Origin of the sequence: Mycobacterium sp. E2497, assembly GCF_001668695.1 — a bacterium.
Classification (GTDB): Bacteria; Actinomycetota; Actinomycetes; order Mycobacteriales; family Mycobacteriaceae; genus Mycobacterium.
Genome location: NZ_LZKD01000148.1, coordinates 1 through 20,317 on the forward strand (window position 1 = coordinate 1; position 20,317 = coordinate 20,317).

Consider the following 20,317-nt stretch of genomic DNA (forward strand, 5'->3'; position numbering starts at 1 on the left):
CCGATCAGCTCGCGCGCCTGAGCGGTGTGCTCGGGGGTGGTCAGGTACGGGTGTGCCCCGGCGCTGCGCTCCGCGGACAGCTTGAGCACGCGGGGGCCGAGCGCGGCGACCACCCTGCGGTTGGTGGGCACCCCGTATTCGTCGAGCTGCTGCAGGTAGTCGGCCAGCGCGTCGTAGGGCTTGCGGTATTCGGTGTGCGCCTCGGGATGGCCGACGCCGATGCCGAGCAGGAAGCGGCCGGGGAAGGCCTTGTCGATGCGGTGGAAGGACTCGGCCACCGGCTTGGCGGCGGCGGTCCAGATGTTGACGATGCCGGTGGCCACCTGCAGGGTGGTCGCCGCGCTCGGCCCCCGCGTGCTCAAGCTGTCCGCGGAGCGCAGCGCCGGGGCACACCCGTACCTGACCACCCCCGAGCACACCGCTCAGGCGCGCGAGCTGATCGGCCCGTCGGCGTTCCTGGCGCCCGAACACAAGGCGGTGCTGACCACTGACGCCGAGAAGGCCCGTACGGTGGGCCGCAGGGCGCTCGACATCTATTTCCAGCTCGCCAATTACCGCAACAACTGGAAACGGCTCGGCTTCACCGACGAGGAGGTCACGAAGCCGGGCAGCGACCGTTTTGTCGACGCGGTCGTCGCCTACGGCACGCCGGAGGCGATCGCGGCCCGGTTGAAGGAGCACCTCGACGCGGGCGCCGACCATGTGCCCGTGCAGGTCCTGACGAAGGATGAAAACCTGGTGCCGGCGCTGGCCCAATTGGCTGGGCCGCTCGGCCTGAGCTAGCAGACGACGCACGAGGGGGACGTAGATGACCGAGCCGGTAGCACTCAAACCAGACCTGGGCCGATTCGGCGTGTGGCTGGGGTCCAGGTCCATCACCCCGGCCCTGGCGCGGCGGATCGAATCGCTCGGCTACGGCGCCGTCTGGATCGGCGGATCGCCCGACGCCGACCTGGCCTGGGTGGAGCCGGCGCTGGCCGAGACGGAATCGTTGCAGCTGGCCACCGGGATCCTCAACATCTGGACCGCACACGCCAAACCGGTGGCCGAATCCTTCCACCGCATCGAAAGCGCCTATCCGGGAAGGTTTTTGCTGGGGATCGGGGTCGGACATCCCGAACACACCCAGGAGTACGTCAAGCCGTACGACGCGCTGGTCTCCTACCTCGACGAGCTCGACGCGGCGGTGGTGCCGACCAGCCGCCGGGTGCTGGCGGCGCTGGGCCCACGCGTGCTGCGGTTGGCGACGCAGCGCAGCGCCGGCGCGCACCCGTATCTGACCACCCCTGAACACACCGCCAAGGCGCGCGAACTGATCGGGAACTCGGTGTTCCTCGCGCCCGAACACAAGGTGGTGCTGACCACCGACGCGGAGGAAGCCCGCGCCGTCGGCCGCAGGTACGCCGACTTCTACCTGGACCTGAGCAACTACGTGAACAACTGGCTGCGCACCGGCTTCACCGAAGCGGACGTCCGCAAGCCGGGCAGCGACAAGCTGATCGACGCGGTGGTGGCGTACGGCACCGCCGAGGCCATCGCCCAACGCCTCAACGAGCACATCGACGCAGGCGCCGACCACGTGGCGGTCCAGGTGCTCGACGCGGCCGGCGACGACGAGGTAGTGCGCGTGCTGACCGAATTGGCCGGGCCGCTGGGGCTGACTCCCGCAAGCTGACCGACTCGCTCGGTTAGGGTTTCACCATGCGGCTACTGGTCACCGGCGGCGCTGGCTTCATCGGCGCGAATTTTGTGCACAGCACCGTCCGCGAGCATCCCGAGGACTCCGTGACGGTGCTCGACGCCCTGACCTACGCCGGCCGGCGCGAGTCACTGGCCGACGTCGAGGGCACTATCCGGCTGGTGGTGGGCGACATCTGCGACGCCGAGCTCGTCTCGCGGCTGGTCGCCGAGTCCGACGCGGTCGTGCACTTCGCCGCCGAGAGCCACGTGGACAACGCGCTGGACGACCCGGGGCCGTTCCTGCACACCAACGTGGTCGGGACGTTCACCATCCTGGAAGCGGTGCGCCGCCACGGTGTGCGGCTGCATCACATTTCGACCGACGAGGTCTACGGCGACCTGGAGCTCGACGACCCCAACCGGTTCACCGAGTCGACGCCCTACAACCCCTCGAGCCCCTACTCGGCGACCAAAGCCGCCGCCGACATGCTGGTCCGAGCCTGGGTGCGGTCGTACGGCGTGCGAGCGACGATCTCGAACTGCTCCAACAACTACGGGCCCTACCAGCACGTCGAGAAGTTCATTCCGCGCCAGATCACCAACGTGCTCACCGGCCGGCGGTGCAAGCTGTACGGCAGCGGCGCCAACGTGCGCGACTGGATTCACGTCGACGACCACAACAGCGCCGTGCGGCGGATCCTGGAAAAGGGCGAGATCGGCCGCACGTACCTGATCAGCTCCGAGGGCGAGCGCGACAACCTCAGCGTGCTGCGCACGCTGCTGAAGATGATGGGCCGCGAACCCGACGACTTCGACCACGTGACCGACCGGGTCGGCCACGACCTGCGCTACGCCATTGACCCGTCGCTGCTGTACGACGAACTGTGTTGGGCGCCAAAACATACCGATTTCGAGGAGGGCTTGAGCGCCACCATCGACTGGTATCGTGCCAACGAATCGTGGTGGCGCCCTTTGAAAGACGCCGCGGAAGCCCGTTACGAAGAGCGTGGTCAATAAAATGAAGGTGCGCGAACTCGCCGTCCCCGGCGCATGGGAAATCACCCCCACCATTCACGGCGATTCCCGTGGCCTGTTCTTCGAATGGCTTACCGACCAAGGATTCACCGAGTTCGCCGGTCACCGACTCGATGTCCGGCAAGCGAACTGTTCGGTTTCGTCCGCCGGCGTGTTGCGCGGCTTGCACTTCGCGCAGCTGCCACCCAGCCAGGCCAAATATGTGACCTGCGTGCGCGGCTCGGTGTTCGATGTCGTGGTCGACATCCGCGAGGGTTCGCCCACGTTCGGCCAGTGGGATTCGGTGCTGCTCGACGACAAGGACCGCAGGACGATCTACCTGTCCGAAGGCCTGGGGCACGGCTTCCTTGCCCTGCAGGACGATTCGACGGTGATGTATCTGTGCTCGGCCGAATACAACCCGCAGCGCGAGCACACCATTTGCGCAACCGATCCCGCGATCGGGGTCGACTGGCCGCTGGTGAACGGTGCCGCACCCAGCCTGTCCGACCGCGACGCAGCAGCCCCCGGCCTCGAAGCAGTGCGCGCCGCCGGGCTTTTGCCCAGCTGGGAAGAGACGCAGCACTTCATTGCGCAAATGCGTAACCGATAAGCGCGTGACCCAGCAATTCCGCCGAACGCGACGGTCGTTATCCCACAACACACTTGGTGACTCATCGCGCGCAAAAATGTATTCAACAGTTGACCAGCTCGATTAGCGGATAAGGGGTCGCCGCTTATTTGCCATTGCGCGGTACCTCAGGTACCGTGAACCAGCCCAATTCGGTGCGTGGTCGCGATACGATACGCCGATAGGCCCTGTGCGGACTACGGGGGAGGCGGATGAAACTCGGGCAGGTCTTCGATCCGCGCAACAATGCACTCAACGCCTGGCGGCTGGCACTGGCCGGCGAGGTGATCTTTTGGCACACCTTCCCGATCAGGGGCCACCTGCCGAACATTCGGGCCGTACTTCAACTTCTCCTTTGCGTAGGGGTGGACGGGTTCTTCGGCATCTCGGGATTCCTCATCACCGCGAGCTGGCTCAGCAACCCACGCCTGCGTGAGTACCTCGCCGCCCGCGCGCTGCGCATCCTGCCCGGCTTCTACGTCTGCCTGCTGGTGACCGCGTTCGTCATCGCCCCACTCAGCGTGGCGATTCAGGGCGGCTCGTTCACCAAGCTCATCACCTCGGGCGCGTCGCTGGACTTCGTCTTGAAGAACAGCGCCGTGGCGCTGGTCAAATTCGATATCGGCGGCACACCCACCGGGGTTCCCAGCGCGGGCGTCTGGAACGCTTCCCTGTGGTCCCTCATCTGGGAAGTGATGTGCTACCTCATCGTGGCCCTCATCGGCGTCGTCGGGCTCGCCACCCACCGCTGGGTCTCCCTCGCGTTCTTGCTGGCGGCGACGGGCGGCGCGATGATGCTCCCGGGGCTGAAATTCCCCGACGTGATGACCCAACACGAGGGCGACGTCCGCACCGCCCTGTTCTTCCTGGCGTGCCGCGCCGCCATCATGTTCGCGGCAGGCGCGTTCCTGTATCAATGGCGCGACGTGATCCCCGCCCGCTGGTCACTGGTCGCGGTGAGCGCGGTCATCGTCCTGGCGGCCGGCTTCCTGCCCGACTACCGGGTGGTCGGCGCCCTCCCCCTGGCCTACGCCGTCGTCGTGTCGGGGGCCCTGATCCGCAACAAGCACCTCAGGTTGCGGACGGACCTCTCCTACGGCATGTACATCTACGCCTATCCCACCCAGCAACTGCTGCTCGTCTGCGGACTCATCACCCTGAACCCACTGCTGTTCACCGGCGTCACCGCCGCCGCGACGGTGCCGCTTGCCGCGGCGAGCTGGTTCCTGATCGAGAAGCCGGCGCGGCGCCTCAAACGGCGGTTCAGAAGTAAATTGACCGCCCCACAGGACCAAGACCAAGACCAGAGCCAGGAACAACCGGCGATGGCGCGACCCACCCACGAAGTCGCCGAACCCGCGCTGCCCCCGGAACTGCCGGGTACCGCCTAGCCGGCAACGGCCAAGTGCCCACGCCGTTGGCCTCCGGCCGATACTATGACGCCGACAGTTCGATGGGGGACGACGGTCGGAGACGGATGAAGCTCGGACAGGTATTCGATCCGCGCAATAATGCCCTGAACGCGTTGCGGTTAACGCTCGCGGCCGAGGTGATGCTCTTCCACTCGTGGGCTATCACGGGCCGCCAGCCGCCCGCAGCGATCAATCAGGTGTTCTTTTCCGTGGGTGTCGACGGCTTCTTCGCGATCTCGGGCTTCCTCATCACCAGAAGTTGGCTGACCGACCCGCGATTGCGTGACTATCTCACCGCGCGAGGCCTACGCATCCTGCCCGGTTTTTACATCTGCCTGCTGTTGACGGCGTTCGCGTTCGCACCCATCAGTGTGCTGATCCAGGGTGGGTCGGCCCTCAAGCTGCTGGGCTCGATCGCGCCGATCGAGTACGTCCTGAAGAACAGCGCGGTGGCCTACCTGCAGCCGGGCATCGCCGGCACATTGCAGGGGGTGCCCAGTGGGCCCACCTGGAACGCGTCGCTGTGGTCCCTCGTCTGGGAATTGCTGTGCTACCTCGCCGTCGCGATTATCGGCGTCGTCGGGCTCGCCAACCGCCGGTGGGTTTCTCCCGTCATGCTGGTGCTGGCCGTGTGTGCGGCGCTGGCGTTTCCGCCGCTGACCTTCCCCGGTGTGTGGACCATCCCCCAGCTCGCGGCGCGTTCGGCCATCATGTTCGCCGCCGGAGCGGTGATGTATCAGTGGCGCGACGTCATTCCCGCCCGCTGGTGGCTGGTCGGGGTGTGCGCGGTCATCGTTGTTGCGGCCGGCTTCCTGCCCGATTACCGCGTCGTCGCCGCCCTTCCCCTGGCGTACGTCGTCATCGTGACGGGCGCCCTGCTGCACCACAAGCGGCTGCAGTTGCGCACGGACCTGTCCTACGGCGTGTACATCTACGCGTACCCCACTCAGCAAATGCTGGCCGTCTGCGGGCTCGCGACTTTGAGTCCGTTCGCGTTCTTCGGCGCCAGCGCCCTGGCCACGCTGCCGTTGGCCGCGGCCAGTTGGTTCGCCATCGAAAAGCCCGCGATGTCCCTGAAACGCCGGCTCAAGCAGAAGTGGGGCGCACCCGCGCCCGCAGGCCCCGGCGGCGAACAATCCGACGACCTCGTCGCCGACCGGCCCGCTCGCCAAGCCCCGGGTGCCGCCTAGGCCCGGGTCACAAGCGGGCCAAATCGCCAAAAATTCCGCACACGCGCGACGGCGTGTCATAGTATGCCGCGGACGGGCTTCGGGGGCGATATAGGCGGAGGCCAATGACCCTCGGGCAAGTGTTCGACACTCGGCAGAATGCGCTCAACGCCTGGCGGCTGACGCTGGCGACCACGGTGATCGTCGGTCACTCGTTCATCCTCACGGGCCACCCATGGATGGGCGCGCATTACCTCGCCGACGGCGGGGTCGACGGATTCTTCGCCGTCTCGGGCTTCCTCATCACCGCGAGCTGGCTTCGTCACCCGCACCTGCGGGATTATTCCGCGGCCCGAGCCCTGCGCATCCTTCCCGGCTACTACGTCTGCCTGGTCGTCACCGCGTTCGTCATCGCGCCGATCGGCGTGGCGATGCAGGGAGGCGCGGCGCTCAAGCTCCTGCTCTCCGCCGCGCCGGTCGAGTACGTCGCCATGAACAGCGGGGTGATCCTGCTCAAGGCCGACGTCGGCGGGACGCCCCAAGGGGTCCCCTATCCGGGGAGCTGGAACAGTTCGCTGTGGACGTTGGCTTTCGAGCTGGCGTGTTATGCCGCGGTCGCCGCTATCGGCATCGCCGGGCTTGCCCACCGCCGGTGGGTCTCCCCCGTGATATTGGCGGTGGCGGTCGTCGGCGAGGCGTTGTCGCCGCCCATCGCCCCGGACCAGCCGTGGGCGGGCCAGTTCGCCGCGGTGACCGCGCGCTTCGCCGTCATGTTCGCGGCGGGCGCGTTGCTCTACCAGTGGCGCGACAAGATCCCCGCCCGCTGGTGGCTCGTCGCGGTGAGCGCGGCCGTCGTCGCGTTGAGCGGCACCCTGCTTCCGCATTACCGGCTGCTGGGCGGGATTCCGCTCGCGTACGCCATCATCGCCTCCGGTGCACTGCTTCGAAACGAACGCCTGAGGCTCCGCACCGATCTGTCCTATGGCGTGTACATCTACGCCTTCCCGGTTCAGCAGCTGCTGGTGATCTGTTGGCCCGGCCGGCCGAATGCGGTTGCGCACGCCGCCGTTGCGGCGATGGCCACGCTGCCGTTGGCCGCGCTGAGCTGGTTGCTGATCGAGAAGCCCGCGATGTCGCTCAAGTCTCGGCTGTTGCGAAAGTGGGCGGTCGAAGAGGAAGCCGTCGCCGCGGCCGACCTCATGGTTGATGAGCCGGGTGGCGAACTTCCCGAGCCCGCCTAGTCGCCAGCTCCCCCGCCCACAACAGCACCGTCAGCACTTCGGCGCTCACACTGATCGCCGCGTGCGGCGCCGGCTCCCAGCCGCGCTCCAGAAAGCCGTCCAGGCCAACGGTTCTGGACATGAGGAACGCCACCAGGGAGCCACCCGCCACGGCCGCGCCGGCCCAGCGCAGCCATCCCGGGCCGCCGGCGAGTATCAGCACGGCTATCGCGAACGAGACGCTGGCCTGCACCAGGAACGCGGCGCCGATCTCAGGGATGTGCCGGTAGCCGTGGACATACAGGTAGGCGTGGCCGGCGGCGCTGACCGCCAACGACGTGGCCATGCCGATGCGAAGCAACAGAGTCATTGCAGCCCCTGCTCTTTCAACGCCAGTGCGGTCTCGCCCCGGGTGTAACTGACCTCGCGGATGCCGAGTGCGTCGCGGAGCTTGCCGGCCGGCAGGGTGACCGGCTTGGGCGCCGGCCCGTCGCCGGGTCGCGGCAGCGGGTACGCGGTCGTCGTCCCGCTGTAGAACGTCACCTTTCCCTCCGTCTTGGAGAAGAGTTGGTGCACATGGCCGTTGAGGCAGGTGACCGAGGAGAACCGGCGCAGGTAGGACAGCGCCTGGCCCGCATCGTCGGTGCCCCAGCCCCAGTCGGGGTACATCGCGAACAACGGGATGTGGCTGAACACGACGATGGGGGTGTCGCTCGACAGCCGCGCGACGTCCTTCTGAACGAAATCGAGCTGGTCGGCGCCCAGGTGACCGAGCTTGCGCAGGTTCAACGTGTTCACCAGCGCGATCACGTGCACGCCGGCGATGTCGAAGCTGTACCAGCCGTCGCCGACGGATCCCGCGCCGAAGGCGTTTCGGTACTTCTGCCCCGCGTCGTCGACCGAGTCGTGCTCCCCGGGCACGGTGAACACGCGCGGAGTCTTCAAGGCGCTCATCATCTGCTTCACCTGGTCGAACTGTGCGGGGCTGGACAGGTGTGTCAAGTCACCGGTGTGAACGACGAAATCCGGTGTGTAGCCGAGGTTGTTGACCTGGTCGATCGCGTGGCCGAAGGTGGCGGAGACGTCGGGGTTGGGCGCCCCGGTGAAGCCGATGTGGCTGTCGCTGATCTGCGCGAACCGCAGCGTGGGCCGGCCCTGCGCGCGCTGCTCGGCCGCCCCCGCGCCGGCGACATGCGAGATCACCTCGCCGCCGACCACGGCGAACCCGACTGCCGCGCCGAACCACGCCGTGTGCCGGATCAACTGACGGCGACTCATGTCGGGGTTCATCGCGTCACCACCACGGTGCCCCGCATCATCGGGTGGATCGAGCAGACGTAGTCGAAAGTCCCGGGGGCGCTGAAGGTGTGGGTGAAGGTCGCCCCGGTGCCCATCCCGGGCGAGTGGAACGACCCGTCGCTCGCGACCACCGTGTGCGGTTCTTCGTCGCGGTTGGTCCACGTGACGGTGGTGCCGGCCGCGACGGTCAACGTGGCGGGCGCGAACGCGAAGCCGTCGATGTTCACCTGGTCGCCGCTGGCCGGGGCCGCCGGCGCGGTGATGGACACCGAGCCCATCGACATGCTGGTGCCGGAGCCGGCGGCGGGCCGGGAAGCCGAGCAGCCCGCCAGCAATACGGCGGCGAGTGCGGCCGCCGAGAGTTTGGTAAGCATCATGCCCAGGAATAGGGCGGCGCGTTACACCACTCAGGCGGGCTGGTCGGGACGGCGGGGCGCGAACACCTCTATGACGCCGTCGGCCTCGCGAACCAGCAACGGCGGCAATGGTTTCGGAGCGATCGGCAGCTGATGGGTGAGCACCTGTCCGGCCGGCGAGAAGGACGTCGAGTGGCACGGGCAGCGCAACCTGTCGCCGGGCGCGTCGAACCACAGCCTGCACCCTTGGTGCGTGCACACCCCGGAGATGGCCTGGGGCTTGCCGTCGACGCGGCGGACGAAGCCGTTGACCGAACCGAGGTCGAAGGGATGCATGACCCCGTCCGGCACATCCGAGCTGGCGGCCACCCGCTGCCAGGTTCCGGCGTTGGGCTTCAGCGGCGCGTTGTCGGCGGCGGGAACGCCGCCGGATCGACCGTTGATCACCGCCCGGTCGATGGACACCGCGGTCACCGCGGCGGCCGCGGCGGCAGAGGTGCCGACGATGACCTGGCGGCGGGTGCTGCTGTGCGTGCGCGCGGCTTGTGGCCGGGCGTCGGACATCTGCTCGGCGAGGCGGCGGTGCAGGTCGTCGAGGAATTCCTGCCGCGGGGCCTGGTCCCTGCGCCCGGCCGCGCGCAGTTCGATCGCGGTGCGCAGCTGCGCCGCCTCGAAGTCGTCGGGAGCGAACGGCCTGGGCCGCCGGCCCCGCAACAGGTCGTCGACGTATCGGCGCAACCCGCGCGCGTTCATGCCGGGCCCCCCTCGTTGACCTGCGCCGCCAGCCGCAGCGCGCGATGCTGGAGCACCTTGGCATTGGCGACGCTGACCCCGAGCTCCGCGGCCGAGTCCTTGATCGAATGCCCTTGCAGGAAGCGCAATTCCAGGATCTGCCGGTAGCGGTCCGGCAGGTTGTCGAGGACCCGGGCGACACGCTGGGGCGCTGTGCTGATCGCTTCCTCACTCTCCGGTGGTTGTTCGATGTCGTCGATCGAGGTTATCTCCCGGCCCAGGGTCTCCCGCCAATGCGCGGCCAGCACCGTGCGCGCGGTGACCCGCAGGTAGGCGCGAACCTCCCCGACGCTCGCGGTCAGCCGCAGCGGCCGCAGCGCGGCGAGGAAGACCTCGGCGGTGAGGTCCTCGGCGTCGGCCCGGTTCCCGACCCGGGCGAACAGCGTGCGGTAGACCCAGGACGCGTTGTCCTGGTATACGGCCTCCCAGTCGGGGTAGCCCTCGTCAAAGCCGCTGTCGGGCACCGCCCGCAGGGGTCGTTTGACCGGTTCGTTTCGTGCCGCCACGTGCCTCCTCCACCCGATGAATACCGAATCGGGTTACACCCGGTATCACGGTGCGGCGAGCGAGGTTTGTTCACTGAGGAGCTCGTCGAGTTTGGTGGCGGTGGCCGAGAACACCGATTTGGCGATGCCCAGCATCCGCTCGCGCACCCGGGGCTTTGCCGACGCCGGAGGCAGCAGGTGACCGATCAGGTGACCGAACAGGTCCAGCCGCGCGGCGGACATCCACCCCGTGAGGTCGGGGTCCTCGAGCCAGCGCAGCTGATTGCTGTAGTCGGCCAGCGCCAGGCGCAGCCAGTCCAGGTCGGTGTCGGGATGTGGCAACGGCACGCACAGTTCGTTTTTCGTCGGGTCGTCGTGGTACGCGGCCTCGACATGGGCGATGAGCGCTGCGCTGAAGACCTGCTGGCATCCGCGCACGCTTTGCAACGTGATCCGCCCGTCATCGAAAATCGGTGTCGCTGGGCGCTTTTCGGCACCGTCGGCGGTGCAGTCGATGTACAGAGCGTTGCCGTCGCTCGCCACCGTGCCGCCGTCGAGGACCATCCGGTCCGCCTCGACGCGCAGCAGGTGGCCCAGCCGCACCACGTCGGCGATGCGCCGCAGCTGCTCGAGTTCCAGCCGGGTGACGGTCGCGCACCGATACATGGTCGGGCGGACCGCCGGATCTATCCGCAACACACCGCCGGATTCCTCGAGCCGCGCGAACAGGTCCTCGACCGACGTGGCGTCGCTGATGGCGCGAAGCTGCGCGATGAAGCCGGCTTTGATCTGGGCGGCGAACAACGGCCCGGGCTGCATCCGCGCGCGGTCCAGCAGCCAGGAGTCGCGGGGCGCGATCCAGGTCAGTCGGTCGGGCGCGATGCCCTGGCCCAGCAGCCACAGGCAGGTGTCGATGCCGGTCTTGCCGGCCCCGACGATCACGTAGCGCTCGTGCGCACCGAGTCTCGGCAGGTCGTTGGGGGGCACGCAGGCGATGCCCGGCGCGACCGGATAGGGCGGCGGCCGCATGGCCGGCACCGTGACGTGCATGTAGGTGGCGTCGACGACGCGGCGCGTCGCGCTGACGGTGTGGTCGGTCCCGGCCAGCGTGGTAAACCGGCCTTCCCCGCGGTATTCGCTCATCGGGAAGTAGGTGACCCGCCCGCTCGCCAACAGCCGCCTGCGCAGCACATGGTCGTAGTAGGCGCACACCTCGCCGGCGGTGGCCAACTCGTAAAGCCCTTGGTTCCAGCCGATTCGGTCGATCGAGTCGCCACCCAACTGCAGCGAGTTGACGCCGTAGAACGCCGAGGGCTGATGCAACCGCACGAACGGGTAGGCCATGGTCCAGTGCCCGCCCGGCTGGTGGTTGCGGTCGACCAGCACCACCCGCGCGTCGGTCGCTGCAGTCTCGGTCACCAGCGTGTCGGCGAACGCCATCCCCATGGCGCCCGCGCCGACCACCAGGTAGTCCGCCTCGATGGTGTGCATACGCCTGAAGGCTAGCGCGCTCACCCGATGTCGGCGGCCGCCGCGCGAAGGTCGTCCAGGGCTTTGCGCGCCAGTTCGCCCAGGTCTTGCTCGTCATCCGCGGCAAGCCACGCGGCGAATGCCTCCTTGAACGCGAGGCCTCCCATTTCGGCCGCCAGCGTCGCCGCCCGGTCCGCCACCCCCCGCGCGCGCAACGCGTCGGCCATGGCCGCGGCGAGGCCGACCTGTTTGAGCGTGTCGCGCTCCTGCAACTCGGTGCTGCTGGCGATGACGGCTTTCAACCGGGGGGCGAGCTCGCGATTGAACGGCGTCATCGAACCGGCGGCGCGCTCCAGCCCGCTGGCGACCGCGGCGAGCGGAGTGGCGTCCGCGGGCGCCGACGAGATGCCGTCCACCAAGAGCCGCGACAGGGTCGCCTGGCCCGCCGCCAGCACCTCGCGCTTGTCGGGAAAGTACCGGAAGAACGTGCTCTTGGTCAGGCCGGCGCGCTCGGCGATCTCGGCGACCGTGGTCCGGTCGTAGCCCTGCTCGGAAAACAGATGCAGCGCGGCCTCGACCAGCCGCAGCCGCGCATCCGGTTCCCATCGGGGCATCCCGTCATCGTAGCGATGCGACCTTTGTCCCATCGCTCTGGTAACGTGATGAGACATAAGTCCCATCACTCGAAGGAGTTGATCATGCGCGTTTTCGTCACGGGCGCCACCGGCGGGATCGGTTCGGCCGTCCTGCCCGAGCTCATCGGTGCGGGCCACGAAGTTCTGGCGCTGGCGCGCTCCGACGCGTCGGCGCGGGCCGCCGCGTCCCTGGGGGCCGACGTGTTGCGCGGCGACCTCGACGATCCCGAGAGCCTGTCCAAAGGCGCGGTCCAGGCCGATGGCGTCATCCACCTCGCCTTCCTGCACTTCGACGACTTCGAGAAGGCGGTCGCTCAGGAGGCCGCTGCCGTCGAGACTTTCGGCGCCGCTCTCGCGGGGAGCGGCAAGCCGTTCATCATGGCGTCGGGCACACCGCGCATCGCGGGACGCCCCTCCACCGAACGGGACCCGATGCCGACCGAGGGACCCATCGGCGGCCGCGGCCGCAACGCGCACGCCGCCCTGGAACTGGCCGCCAAGGGGGTCCGGTCGGCGGTGGTGCGCCTCCCCCGGTCCGTGCACCGGGCTGCCGGCCCCTGCGGGTTCGCGTCGCTGCTCGTCGAGGCCGCGCGACGCACCGGGGTCTCCGGCTACGTGGGCGACGGGAGCCAGCGCTGGCCGGCCGTGCACGTCCTCGACGCCGCGCGCCTGTTTCGTCTGGTTCTCGAAGACGCCACGCCCGGCACGGTGGCCCACGCCGTCGCCGACGAGGGCGACCCGATGCGCGCGCTCGCCGAGGTCATCGGGCGGCAGCTCAACGTGCCCACCGCGTCGGTCCCGGCGGAAAGTTTCGGATTCCTCGGCGCGGTCTTCGCAACCGACCAGCCGGCGTCCAGCGAGCTGACCCGCGAGCGATTCGGTTGGCAGCCCACTCATCCCAGCCTGCTCGAGGACCTGGCGGCCGGAAACTACCCCGAGGCGCCCGTGGCGAACTTGTAGGTGTCCTTGCGGCGCTCGACCGCGGTTACTAGGATATCCAAGTATCCGCCTCTCACGCGCGTACTAAACCGAGGACACCATGACCACACAGATCCCCCACTTCATCGACGGGCAGCGCACCGCGGGCCAGTCCACCCGCACCGCCGACGTCTTCAACCCCAGCACCGGGGAGGTACAGGCGCAGGTGCCGATGGCCGGCAAGGCCGAGATCGACGCCGCCGTGGCCTCGGCCGTCGAAGCCCAAAAGGGTTGGGCGGCATGGAATCCGCAGCGCCGCGCGCGGGTGATGATGCGCTTCATCGAACTGGTCAACGAGCACATGGACGAGCTCGCCGAGATGCTGTCCCTCGAGCACGGCAAGACGGTGGCCGACTCGCGCGGCGACGTCCAACGCGGCATCGAGGTCATCGAGTTCGCCATCGGCATCCCGCACCTGCTCAAGGGTGAGTACACCGAGGGCGCCGGACCGGGGATCGACGTCTACTCGCTGCGCCAGCCGCTGGGCGTGGTCGCGGGCATCACCCCGTTCAACTTCCCCGCCATGATCCCGCTGTGGAAGGCCGGGCCCGCCCTCGCCTGCGGCAACGCGTTCGTGCTCAAGCCCAGCGAACGTGACCCGTCGGTCCCGGTGCGGCTGGCCGAGCTCTTCTTGGAGGCGGGCCTGCCGCCGGGCGTGTTCCAGGTCGTGCACGGCGACAAGGAGGCCGTCGACGCCATCCTGCACCATCCCGACATCCAGGCGGTGGGCTTCGTCGGCAGCTCCGACATCGCCCAGTACATCTACGCGACGGCCGCGGCCACCGGCAAGCGGTCGCAGTGCTTCGGCGGCGCCAAGAACCACATGATCGTGATGCCCGACGCGGACCTGGACCAGGCCGTCGACGCCTTGATCGGCGCCGGGTACGGCAGCGCCGGCGAGCGCTGCATGGCGATCAGCGTCGCGGTGCCGGTGGGCGAGCAGACAGCAAATCGGCTGCGCGCCAGGCTCATCGACCGGATCAACAACCTGCGCGTGGGCCACAGCCTCGACCCGAAGGCCGACTACGGTCCGCTGGTCACCGAGGCCGCCCTGGCCCGGGTGCGCAACTACATCGGCCAGGGCGTCGAGGCGGGCGCCGAGTTGGTGATCGACGGCCGCGAACGCGCCAGCGACGACCTCACCTTCGGTGACGCCAACCTCGAGGGCGGATTCTTCATCGGTCCAACGCTGTTCGACCACGTCACCCCCGCGATGTCCATCTACACCGACGAGATCTTCGGTCCGGTGCTGTGCATCGTGCGCGCCCACGACTACGAAGAGGCCCTGGCCCTGCCGTCGGAGCACGAGTACGGCAACGGCGTGGCGATCTTCACCCGCGACGGCGACGCCGCCCGCGACTTCGTCTCCCGGGTGCAGGTGGGCATGGTCGGCGTCAACGTGCCGATCCCGGTCCCGGTGGCCTACCACACGTTCGGCGGGTGGAAGCGCTCCGGCTTCGGCGACCTCAACCAGCACGGTCCCTCGTCGATCATGTTCTACACCAAGACCAAGACCGTCACGTCGCGGTGGCCCTCCGGCATCAAGGACGGCGCCGAATTCGTGATTCCCACAATGGATTAGGTACATGTTCACCCTCAACGACGACGAGCGGGTCATCACCGAGACGGCGGCCGCGTTCGCCGCCAAACGCCTCGCCCCGCACGCCCTGGAATGGGACGCGACCAAGCACTTCGCGACCGACGTGTTGCGCGAGTCCGCCGAGCTCGGCATGGCGGCGATCTACTGCCGCGAGGACGTCGGCGGCAGCGGGCTGCGCCGGCTCGACGGGGTCCGCATCTTCGAGCAACTGGCCATCGCCGACCCGACCACCGCGGCTTTCCTGTCCATCCACAACATGTGCGCGTGGATGATCGACAAGTTCGGCACCGCCGAACAGCGCAAGGCCTGGGTGCCGCGGCTGGCCTCGATGGACGTCATCGCCAGCTACTGCCTCACCGAGCCGGGCGCCGGGTCGGACGCCAGCGCGTTGAGCACCCGCGCCGTCCGCGAGGGCGGCGATTATGTGCTTGACGGGGTCAAGCAGTTCATCTCCGGCGCGGGCGCCTCGGACGTCTACGTGGTGATGGCCAGGACCGGCGGCCCCGAAAATCCGGGCCCGCGCGGCATCTCGGCCTTCGTCGTCGAAAAGGGTTCCGCCGGGCTCAGTTTCGGGGCGCTGGAAGAGAAGATGGGCTGGCACGCCCAGCCCACCGCGCAGGTGATCTTCGACGGTGTCCGCGTGCCCGCCGACGCGATGCTGGGCGGCGCGGACGGTGAGGGCACCGGCTTCGGCATCGCGATGAACGGCCTCAACGGTGGGCGGCTCAACATCGCGGCATGCTCGCTGGGCGGCGCCCAGTCCGCCTTCGACAAGGCCGCGGCCTACGTCCGCGAACGCGAGGCGTTCGGGAAGGCCCTGCTCGACGAGCCCACCATCCGGTTCACCCTGGCCGACATGGCCACCGGGCTGGAAACCTCGCGAATGATGTTGTGGCGGGCCGCCGATGCGTTGGACAACGACGACCCCGACAAGGTCGCGCTGTGCGCGATGGCCAAGCGCTACGTCACCGACACCTGCTTCGAGGTGGCCGACAAGGCCCTGCAGTTGCACGGCGGTTATGGCTACCTGCGCGAGTACGGCCTCGAGAAGATCGTGCGCGACCTGCGGGTGCACCGGATCCTGGAAGGCACGAACGAAATCATGCGCGTGGTCATAGGTAGGGCCGAGGCCGCACGGGCGCGTGCGGGCGCGTAGAAAGGCGACCATGACGAGCATCGCTTTTCTCGGTCTGGGCAACATGGGCGGGCCGATGTCGGCGAACCTGGTGGCCGCGGGCCACACGGTGCGCGGGTTCGACCCGGTGCCCGCGGCCGTGGCCGCCGCGGCCGGCAACGGGGTCACGACGTTCGACACCGCGACCGACGCGGTGACGGGGGCCGACGTGGTGATCACCATGCTGCCCAACGGCGACCTGGTGAAGCGCTGCTACGCCGAGGTGCTCCCGGCCGCCCAGTCCGGCGCGCTGTTCATCGACAGCTCCACGATCTCGGTCAACGACGCCCGCGAGGTGCACGCGCTCGCGGAATCGCACGGGGTTTCGCAGCTGGACGCGCCGGTCTCCGGTGGCGTGAAGGGCGCCGTGGCCGGGACGCTGGCGTTCATGGTGGGCGGCGACGAGGCTGCCCTGGAGCGCGCCCGGCCGGTGCTCGAACCCATGGCGGGCAAGGTCATTCACTGCGGCGCGGCCGGGGCGGGGCAGGCCGCCAAGGTGTGCAACAACATGGTGCTGGCGGTGCAGCAGATCGCCATCGGCGAGGCGTTCGTCCTGGCCGAGAAGCTCGGGCTGCCCGCGCAGTCCCTTTTCGACGTCATCACCGGGGCGACCGGCAATTGCTGGGCCGTGCACACCAACTGCCCGGTGCCGGGGCCGGTCCCGACCTCGCCGGCCAACAACGACTTCAAGCCGGGTTTCGCGACCGCGCTGATGAACAAGGACCTGGGCCTGGCCATGGACGCGGTGAACTCCACCGGGTCGACGGCACCGCTGGGCCGGCACGCCGCCGAGATCTACGCCAAGTTCGCGACCGACCACGCGGACAAGGACTTCAGCGCGGTCATCGAAATGCTGCGGGAGAGCTGAATCCGGGAGTTTCGTCTGATGCCGCCGACACAGAACGAACAACTCATCCAAGCCTATTTCCGCATGGTGCAAGAGGACGACTATGCGGGAGTCGGATCGATCGTGACCGACGATGCGACCTGGACCATCATGCCGATCGGCCACACGTGGTCGGGTCGCCGAGCGATCGAGTCCATGGCGCTTGCGGCGGGCCGCAGCAGACGGCACGACCAACGCTCTCACGTTGAGATCAAGAACTGGTTCACCGACGGCGAGCACTTGTGTGTGGAGTACAAGCACAAGCTCATCGTTGGAGGTCTCGGACTGCGCCTAACAGTGGACGGCTACTGTTTCGTTTTCCATATGCGCGAAGGCCGATTCGATGCGATCCGCGAGTACATCAATCCACCCAACGCCGCAGCAGGTCTCGCAATGTATGCCCTGCTGCCCCTGCTGCCGTGGATGAGCAGACGAAGCGCGGCGCCGCGCAGCGGCTGAGCCACCGTAGTGGGTGCAACAGCGCGCCGAGCGTGTACTCACTGCGAAATATCGCGGGAAAAATCGCACTCAGTACACGTTCGGCGAAGGATGGACGTTCTCTGGTTCAATCCGAGAAGTCGCCGGCGTCGCGGCGCAGCGTCTCGATCGACGAAACCAGCGCCTGCGCTTCGCTTTCGGACATCCCGATGTCGGCGAAGACCTGTTCGTTGAGCGTGACCGTGGCGTCCTCGACCGTCGAGCGGCCCAGCTCGGTGATCTGCACCAGCGTGGTGCGGCCATCGGTGGGGTGGGGTACCCGTTGCACCAGGCCGTCGGCTTCCAGCCGGCGGATCGCGTGGGTCACGCTCGTGACGTGGACCTGCAGCCGGTCGGATGCCTTGGTGATCGGCAGCGCGCCGGTGCGGCTGAACGCCAGCAGCCGCAGCAACTCGTACCGGGAGAAGCTCAGGTCGTAGGGGCGCAACGCCGTCTCGACGCGGGCCAGCAGGATCTGATGGGCGCGCATCACCGACGTCACCGCGACCATGCCCGGCGCCACGTCGGCCCAACCGGAGCGCTCCCAGTTGTCACGCGCCGCGGCGATCGGATCACGCTTGCGCGGTCGTGAGGCAGCCACGCCCCTTCATACCGCACTTGGCGCGCGAGCGTGGCCTTTCCCCACCGCCGACAGCACCGCCAGCGTCGACGCGCGGTGCCCGACGGTGATCCGCGCGCCGCCGTCCGGGTAGCACCGCACCCGCAACCCGCCTTCGGCGAAAACGTCGTGCCACGGCGCGCCCCGGCCATCCGTTTTCGGAAGCAGGTACAGGAAGTTCGCGTGCGCGTCCGTCGTGTAGACCCCCATCGCGCTCAGCCGCATCCGCAGATAGCAGCGTTCGGCGTTGATCAACCGGACTCGGTGCAGCAGTTGGTCTTCCGCACCGTACGACGCGGCGACCGCGACCAAACTGGTGATCGCGGCGCCGAACGGCTGCTGGTGGGACCACAGTGTCCGGGCCAGCTCCGGCGACGCCACCGCGTAGCCGATGCGCAGCCCCGCCAGGCCGTAGGCCTTGGAGAAGGTGCGTACCACCACCACATTGGGAAAGCGGGCGATCAACGCCGAAACGGCGATGCGGTGCTCGGGCGCGGTGAACTCGACATACGCCTCATCGAGCAGGACGACGGTGTCGTGCGAGACGCGGCGCAGGAACGCGAAAACGGCGTCCGCGGACTCCAGCGTTCCGGTGGGGTTGTGCGGCCGGCACAGCACCACCACCCGGGCATCGGCGGCGGCGCGCGCCAGCCCGTCGAGGTCGTGGTGACCGTGCTCATCCAGCGCAACCGTCCGCGTCTTCAGCCGCGCCATCCGCGCGAGGATCGGGTAACCGTCGAAGGTGGGTGTCGCCATCGCCATCGTGTCGCCCGGGACGGTCAGCGCCTGCAGGGCCAGCAGCGCGACGCCCGTCGCGCCGGCGCCCGGCACCACCCGGTCGGCGGGCACCCCGATGTGGTCGGCGATCACGCCGCGCAGCCGTTCGGGCAGGAATTCCGGATAGCGGTGGGCCGTCTGGACGGACCGCATCAGTGCCGATCGCACCTGAGGCAGCGGTGGGAACGGGTTCTCGTTGAGCGACAACCCGAGCGGATCCCCCGCGTCGGGCTGCATCAGTCTCGCCCGCCCCAGCGCACCGCCGCCGCACCGGCGAAGTCGCCGGCATGGGCGAATGCCGCCATCATCACGACGTCGCCGGCCCCGAGCCGGCCGTCGGAGATCGCGCGGTCGAGGTTGATCGGGATCCCGGCGCCGAACAGGTTGCCACACTGGTCGAAGGTGTCTCGATGCCGCTCGGGGGGTAGTTCGAGCGCCTCACGCCAGTTGCGCAGGAACACCCGATTGGGCTGGTTGGTGACCAGCAGGTCGATGTCCTTGGCGGGCAGTCCGATTCGGTCGCACACCGCCAGGGCCACCTCGGGAACCTGCCGATTGCCCCGGGCCAGCACCTTGGTGATCTTGCTTTCGGTGAAGCCGATGCTGCCCTCCCCGGGCCCGGCCTGCCACCACTTGCGCGGCGGTTCGTAGGACAGGGTCATCTCACCGGCGTACTCACCGTAGGTGCGGCACTCGACGTCCAGAATGGGTGACCGGTCGCCGAGCGCGACAAGGCCCACCGCCGCGCCGTCCCCGGGCACCGCGGACTGCGCCTTGCGCCGGATGGTCGGCTGGTCGAAGAACTGGCCCGCAGCGTTTTGCGCGATGGCGATCAGCGCGGTGCGCCCGTCGCCGCCGGCCAGCAGTTTGCGAGCCACGTTGAGCGCCAACACGAACGCCGCGCAGCCACCGTTGTTCAGGTCGAGCACCCAGGACGGTCGCATGCCCAGCCGGTGGGCGATGCCGCCGCCCTGGCCGTAGAACGCCATGTCCGGCACCTGAGTGTGGGTGATCAGCACGTCCGCACCCTCCACCGCGTCGTGGCCGTGCCGCTCGATCAGGCCCTGCGCCGCACGTTCGACCATGTCGATCGAACTCTCGTCGCGCGCGACGTGGTGGCGAAACTTCGGCGCGCGGAACATGACGTTCTCGCGCAGGTCGTCGGATTCGGCGAATTGGGCGTAGTAGTCGGCGCCGATCGGCTCGCCGGGCAGATAGGTGGATAAGTCGATCAGGCTGACGCTGGGTCGGCTCATGTTGCTACCTCATCCATTTCGGCGTCACCGGCAGGCCGTTGCGGTGCCGGTATTCGGCGATCGCCTTGAGGTTCTGCAGCTCCAGCGCATGCCCGGCACCGAACATGTCCCAGAAGTCGCCCACCCACACCGGCCGCTGCGGCGGCGCGGACCGTCGACTACCACTGCGCGTGGGACCAGGGCAAGCACCTGTGGATGGTCTACCTCATGCGCGTCGTCGACGCCCAGGTGGTCTTCGACAAGCCGGGATCGGTTGTGCTGTGGACGAACTGCCACCACCCGTTCTACGACCACAACCCGTACCCGGAGACCGCGCCGCCGCAGCGGCCGGTGTGGGTGGGCGACTTCTGGGACATGTTCGGTGCCGGGCATGCGCTGGAGCTGCAG

General features: G+C 68.4%; 21 protein-coding genes and 3 pseudogenes. 13 read left to right on the plus strand and 11 right to left on the minus strand.

Features of this window, described 5'->3' with window-relative positions; translation table 11 throughout:
- A partial coding sequence (locus A5713_RS13450; RefSeq protein WP_369804443.1) for an LLM class flavin-dependent oxidoreductase occupies positions 1 to 419 on the minus strand: 419 nt, incomplete at its 3' end.
- Here A5713_RS13450 and A5713_RS13455 point away from each other — a divergent pair.
- The 7 genes and pseudogenes from A5713_RS13455 to A5713_RS13485 all read left to right on the plus strand — a co-directional run.
- Positions 319 to 783, plus strand: a pseudogene (locus A5713_RS13455) (TIGR03620 family F420-dependent LLM class oxidoreductase); the annotation flags it as partial. The gene A5713_RS13450 and the pseudogene A5713_RS13455 overlap by 101 nt on opposite strands.
- A 25-nt stretch (positions 784 to 808) precedes the next feature.
- Positions 809 to 1,675, plus strand: coding sequence for an LLM class F420-dependent oxidoreductase (locus tag A5713_RS13460; RefSeq protein ID WP_068096144.1), 867 nt, complete (start codon positions 809 to 811; stop codon positions 1,673 to 1,675).
- Positions 1,676 to 1,701: 26 nt separating this feature from the next.
- Positions 1,702 to 2,697: a dTDP-glucose 4,6-dehydratase gene (gene rfbB / locus A5713_RS13465; protein WP_068096146.1), complete on the plus strand. Its 996-nt coding sequence runs from the start codon at positions 1,702 to 1,704 to the stop codon at positions 2,695 to 2,697.
- 1 nt (position 2,698) lies between these two features.
- Entirely contained in the window at positions 2,699 to 3,307 is a 609-nt protein-coding gene (gene rfbC / locus A5713_RS13470; RefSeq protein WP_068096148.1) for a dTDP-4-dehydrorhamnose 3,5-epimerase, read from the plus strand.
- A gap of 230 nt (positions 3,308 to 3,537) precedes the next feature.
- A complete protein-coding gene (locus tag A5713_RS13475; RefSeq protein WP_068096150.1) occupies positions 3,538 to 4,716 on the plus strand; it encodes an acyltransferase in 1,179 nt (392 codons plus the stop codon).
- 86 nt (positions 4,717 to 4,802) lie between these two features.
- Positions 4,803 to 5,927, plus strand: coding sequence for an acyltransferase (locus A5713_RS13480; RefSeq protein ID WP_068096153.1), 1,125 nt, complete (start codon positions 4,803 to 4,805; stop codon positions 5,925 to 5,927).
- A gap of 104 nt (positions 5,928 to 6,031) precedes the next feature.
- A complete protein-coding gene (locus A5713_RS13485) occupies positions 6,032 to 7,147 on the plus strand; it encodes an acyltransferase (RefSeq protein ID WP_068096155.1) in 1,116 nt (371 codons plus the stop codon).
- Here A5713_RS13485 and A5713_RS13490 read toward each other — a convergent pair.
- From A5713_RS13490 to A5713_RS13520, 7 genes are read right to left on the minus strand one after another with little or no spacing between them, the layout of a single operon-like run.
- Positions 7,104 to 7,496 carry a hypothetical protein gene (locus A5713_RS13490; RefSeq protein WP_068096157.1) on the minus strand — a complete coding sequence of 131 codons (393 nt, stop codon included), beginning with the start codon at positions 7,494 to 7,496 and terminating at the stop codon, positions 7,104 to 7,106. The two genes, A5713_RS13485 and A5713_RS13490, sit on opposite strands and share 44 nt — an antisense overlap.
- Complete coding sequence (locus A5713_RS13495) at positions 7,493 to 8,416, minus strand: metallophosphoesterase (protein ID WP_068096159.1); 924 nt, start codon at positions 8,414 to 8,416, stop codon at positions 7,493 to 7,495. The genes A5713_RS13490 and A5713_RS13495 overlap by 4 nt, the downstream gene beginning before the upstream one ends.
- Positions 8,413 to 8,802 (minus strand): cupredoxin family copper-binding protein, encoded by a 390-nt coding sequence (locus tag A5713_RS13500; protein ID WP_102418721.1) that lies wholly within the window; start codon positions 8,800 to 8,802, stop codon positions 8,413 to 8,415. The genes A5713_RS13495 and A5713_RS13500 overlap by 4 nt, the downstream gene beginning before the upstream one ends.
- 30 nt (positions 8,803 to 8,832) lie before the next feature.
- A complete protein-coding gene (locus A5713_RS13505; protein WP_068096161.1) occupies positions 8,833 to 9,534 on the minus strand; it encodes a Rieske (2Fe-2S) protein in 702 nt (233 codons plus the stop codon).
- The gene (locus A5713_RS13510; RefSeq protein ID WP_068096163.1) at positions 9,531 to 10,079 is read right to left on the minus strand and encodes an RNA polymerase sigma factor; all 549 of its coding nucleotides are present in this window, start codon (positions 10,077 to 10,079) and stop codon (positions 9,531 to 9,533) included. Before A5713_RS13510 ends, A5713_RS13505 begins: the two co-directional genes overlap by 4 nt.
- Before the next feature lie 45 nt (positions 10,080 to 10,124).
- Complete coding sequence (locus A5713_RS13515) at positions 10,125 to 11,549, minus strand: NAD(P)-binding protein (protein ID WP_068096165.1); 1,425 nt, start codon at positions 11,547 to 11,549, stop codon at positions 10,125 to 10,127.
- Positions 11,550 to 11,569: 20 nt separating this feature from the next.
- Entirely contained in the window at positions 11,570 to 12,142 is a 573-nt protein-coding gene (locus A5713_RS13520) for a TetR/AcrR family transcriptional regulator (RefSeq protein ID WP_067924290.1), read from the minus strand.
- An 84-nt stretch (positions 12,143 to 12,226) separates the two neighbouring features.
- Here A5713_RS13520 and A5713_RS13525 point away from each other — a divergent pair, with 84 nt between their 5' ends.
- The 5 genes from A5713_RS13525 to A5713_RS13545 all read left to right on the plus strand — a co-directional run bounded on the left by A5713_RS13525 (position 12,227) and on the right by A5713_RS13545 (position 17,260).
- The gene (locus A5713_RS13525) at positions 12,227 to 13,123 is read left to right on the plus strand and encodes an SDR family oxidoreductase (RefSeq protein WP_068096167.1); all 897 of its coding nucleotides are present in this window, start codon (positions 12,227 to 12,229) and stop codon (positions 13,121 to 13,123) included.
- 79 nt (positions 13,124 to 13,202) lie between these two features.
- A complete protein-coding gene (locus A5713_RS13530) occupies positions 13,203 to 14,723 on the plus strand; it encodes a CoA-acylating methylmalonate-semialdehyde dehydrogenase (protein WP_067924292.1) in 1,521 nt (506 codons plus the stop codon).
- Between the two features lie 4 nt (positions 14,724 to 14,727).
- The gene (locus A5713_RS13535) at positions 14,728 to 15,897 is read left to right on the plus strand and encodes an acyl-CoA dehydrogenase family protein (protein ID WP_067924293.1); all 1,170 of its coding nucleotides are present in this window, start codon (positions 14,728 to 14,730) and stop codon (positions 15,895 to 15,897) included.
- 10 nt (positions 15,898 to 15,907) lie between these two features.
- On the plus strand, positions 15,908 to 16,783 hold the full coding sequence (gene mmsB, locus A5713_RS13540) for a 3-hydroxyisobutyrate dehydrogenase (RefSeq protein ID WP_068096175.1): 876 nt from the start codon (positions 15,908 to 15,910) through the stop codon (positions 16,781 to 16,783).
- Between the two features lie 18 nt (positions 16,784 to 16,801).
- The gene (locus A5713_RS13545) at positions 16,802 to 17,260 is read left to right on the plus strand and encodes a nuclear transport factor 2 family protein (protein WP_067924295.1); all 459 of its coding nucleotides are present in this window, start codon (positions 16,802 to 16,804) and stop codon (positions 17,258 to 17,260) included.
- A gap of 106 nt (positions 17,261 to 17,366) precedes the next feature.
- Here A5713_RS13545 and A5713_RS13550 read toward each other — a convergent pair whose 3' ends face one another.
- From A5713_RS13550 to A5713_RS13560, 3 genes and pseudogenes are all read right to left on the minus strand, one after another.
- Complete coding sequence (locus A5713_RS13550) at positions 17,367 to 17,879, minus strand: MarR family transcriptional regulator (RefSeq protein ID WP_068096169.1); 513 nt, start codon at positions 17,877 to 17,879, stop codon at positions 17,367 to 17,369.
- Positions 17,777 to 18,911: pseudogene (locus A5713_RS13555) on the minus strand (histidinol-phosphate transaminase). Before A5713_RS13555 ends, A5713_RS13550 begins: the two are co-directional and overlap by 103 nt.
- A complete protein-coding gene (locus A5713_RS13560; protein WP_068096173.1) occupies positions 18,911 to 19,930 on the minus strand; it encodes a 3-oxoacyl-ACP synthase III family protein in 1,020 nt (339 codons plus the stop codon). Before A5713_RS13560 ends, A5713_RS13555 begins: the two are co-directional and overlap by 1 nt.
- Before the next feature lie 126 nt (positions 19,931 to 20,056).
- Between A5713_RS13560 and A5713_RS13565 the strand changes: the two are divergent.
- A pseudogene (locus A5713_RS13565) lies at positions 20,057 to 20,317 on the plus strand (SRPBCC family protein); the annotation flags it as partial.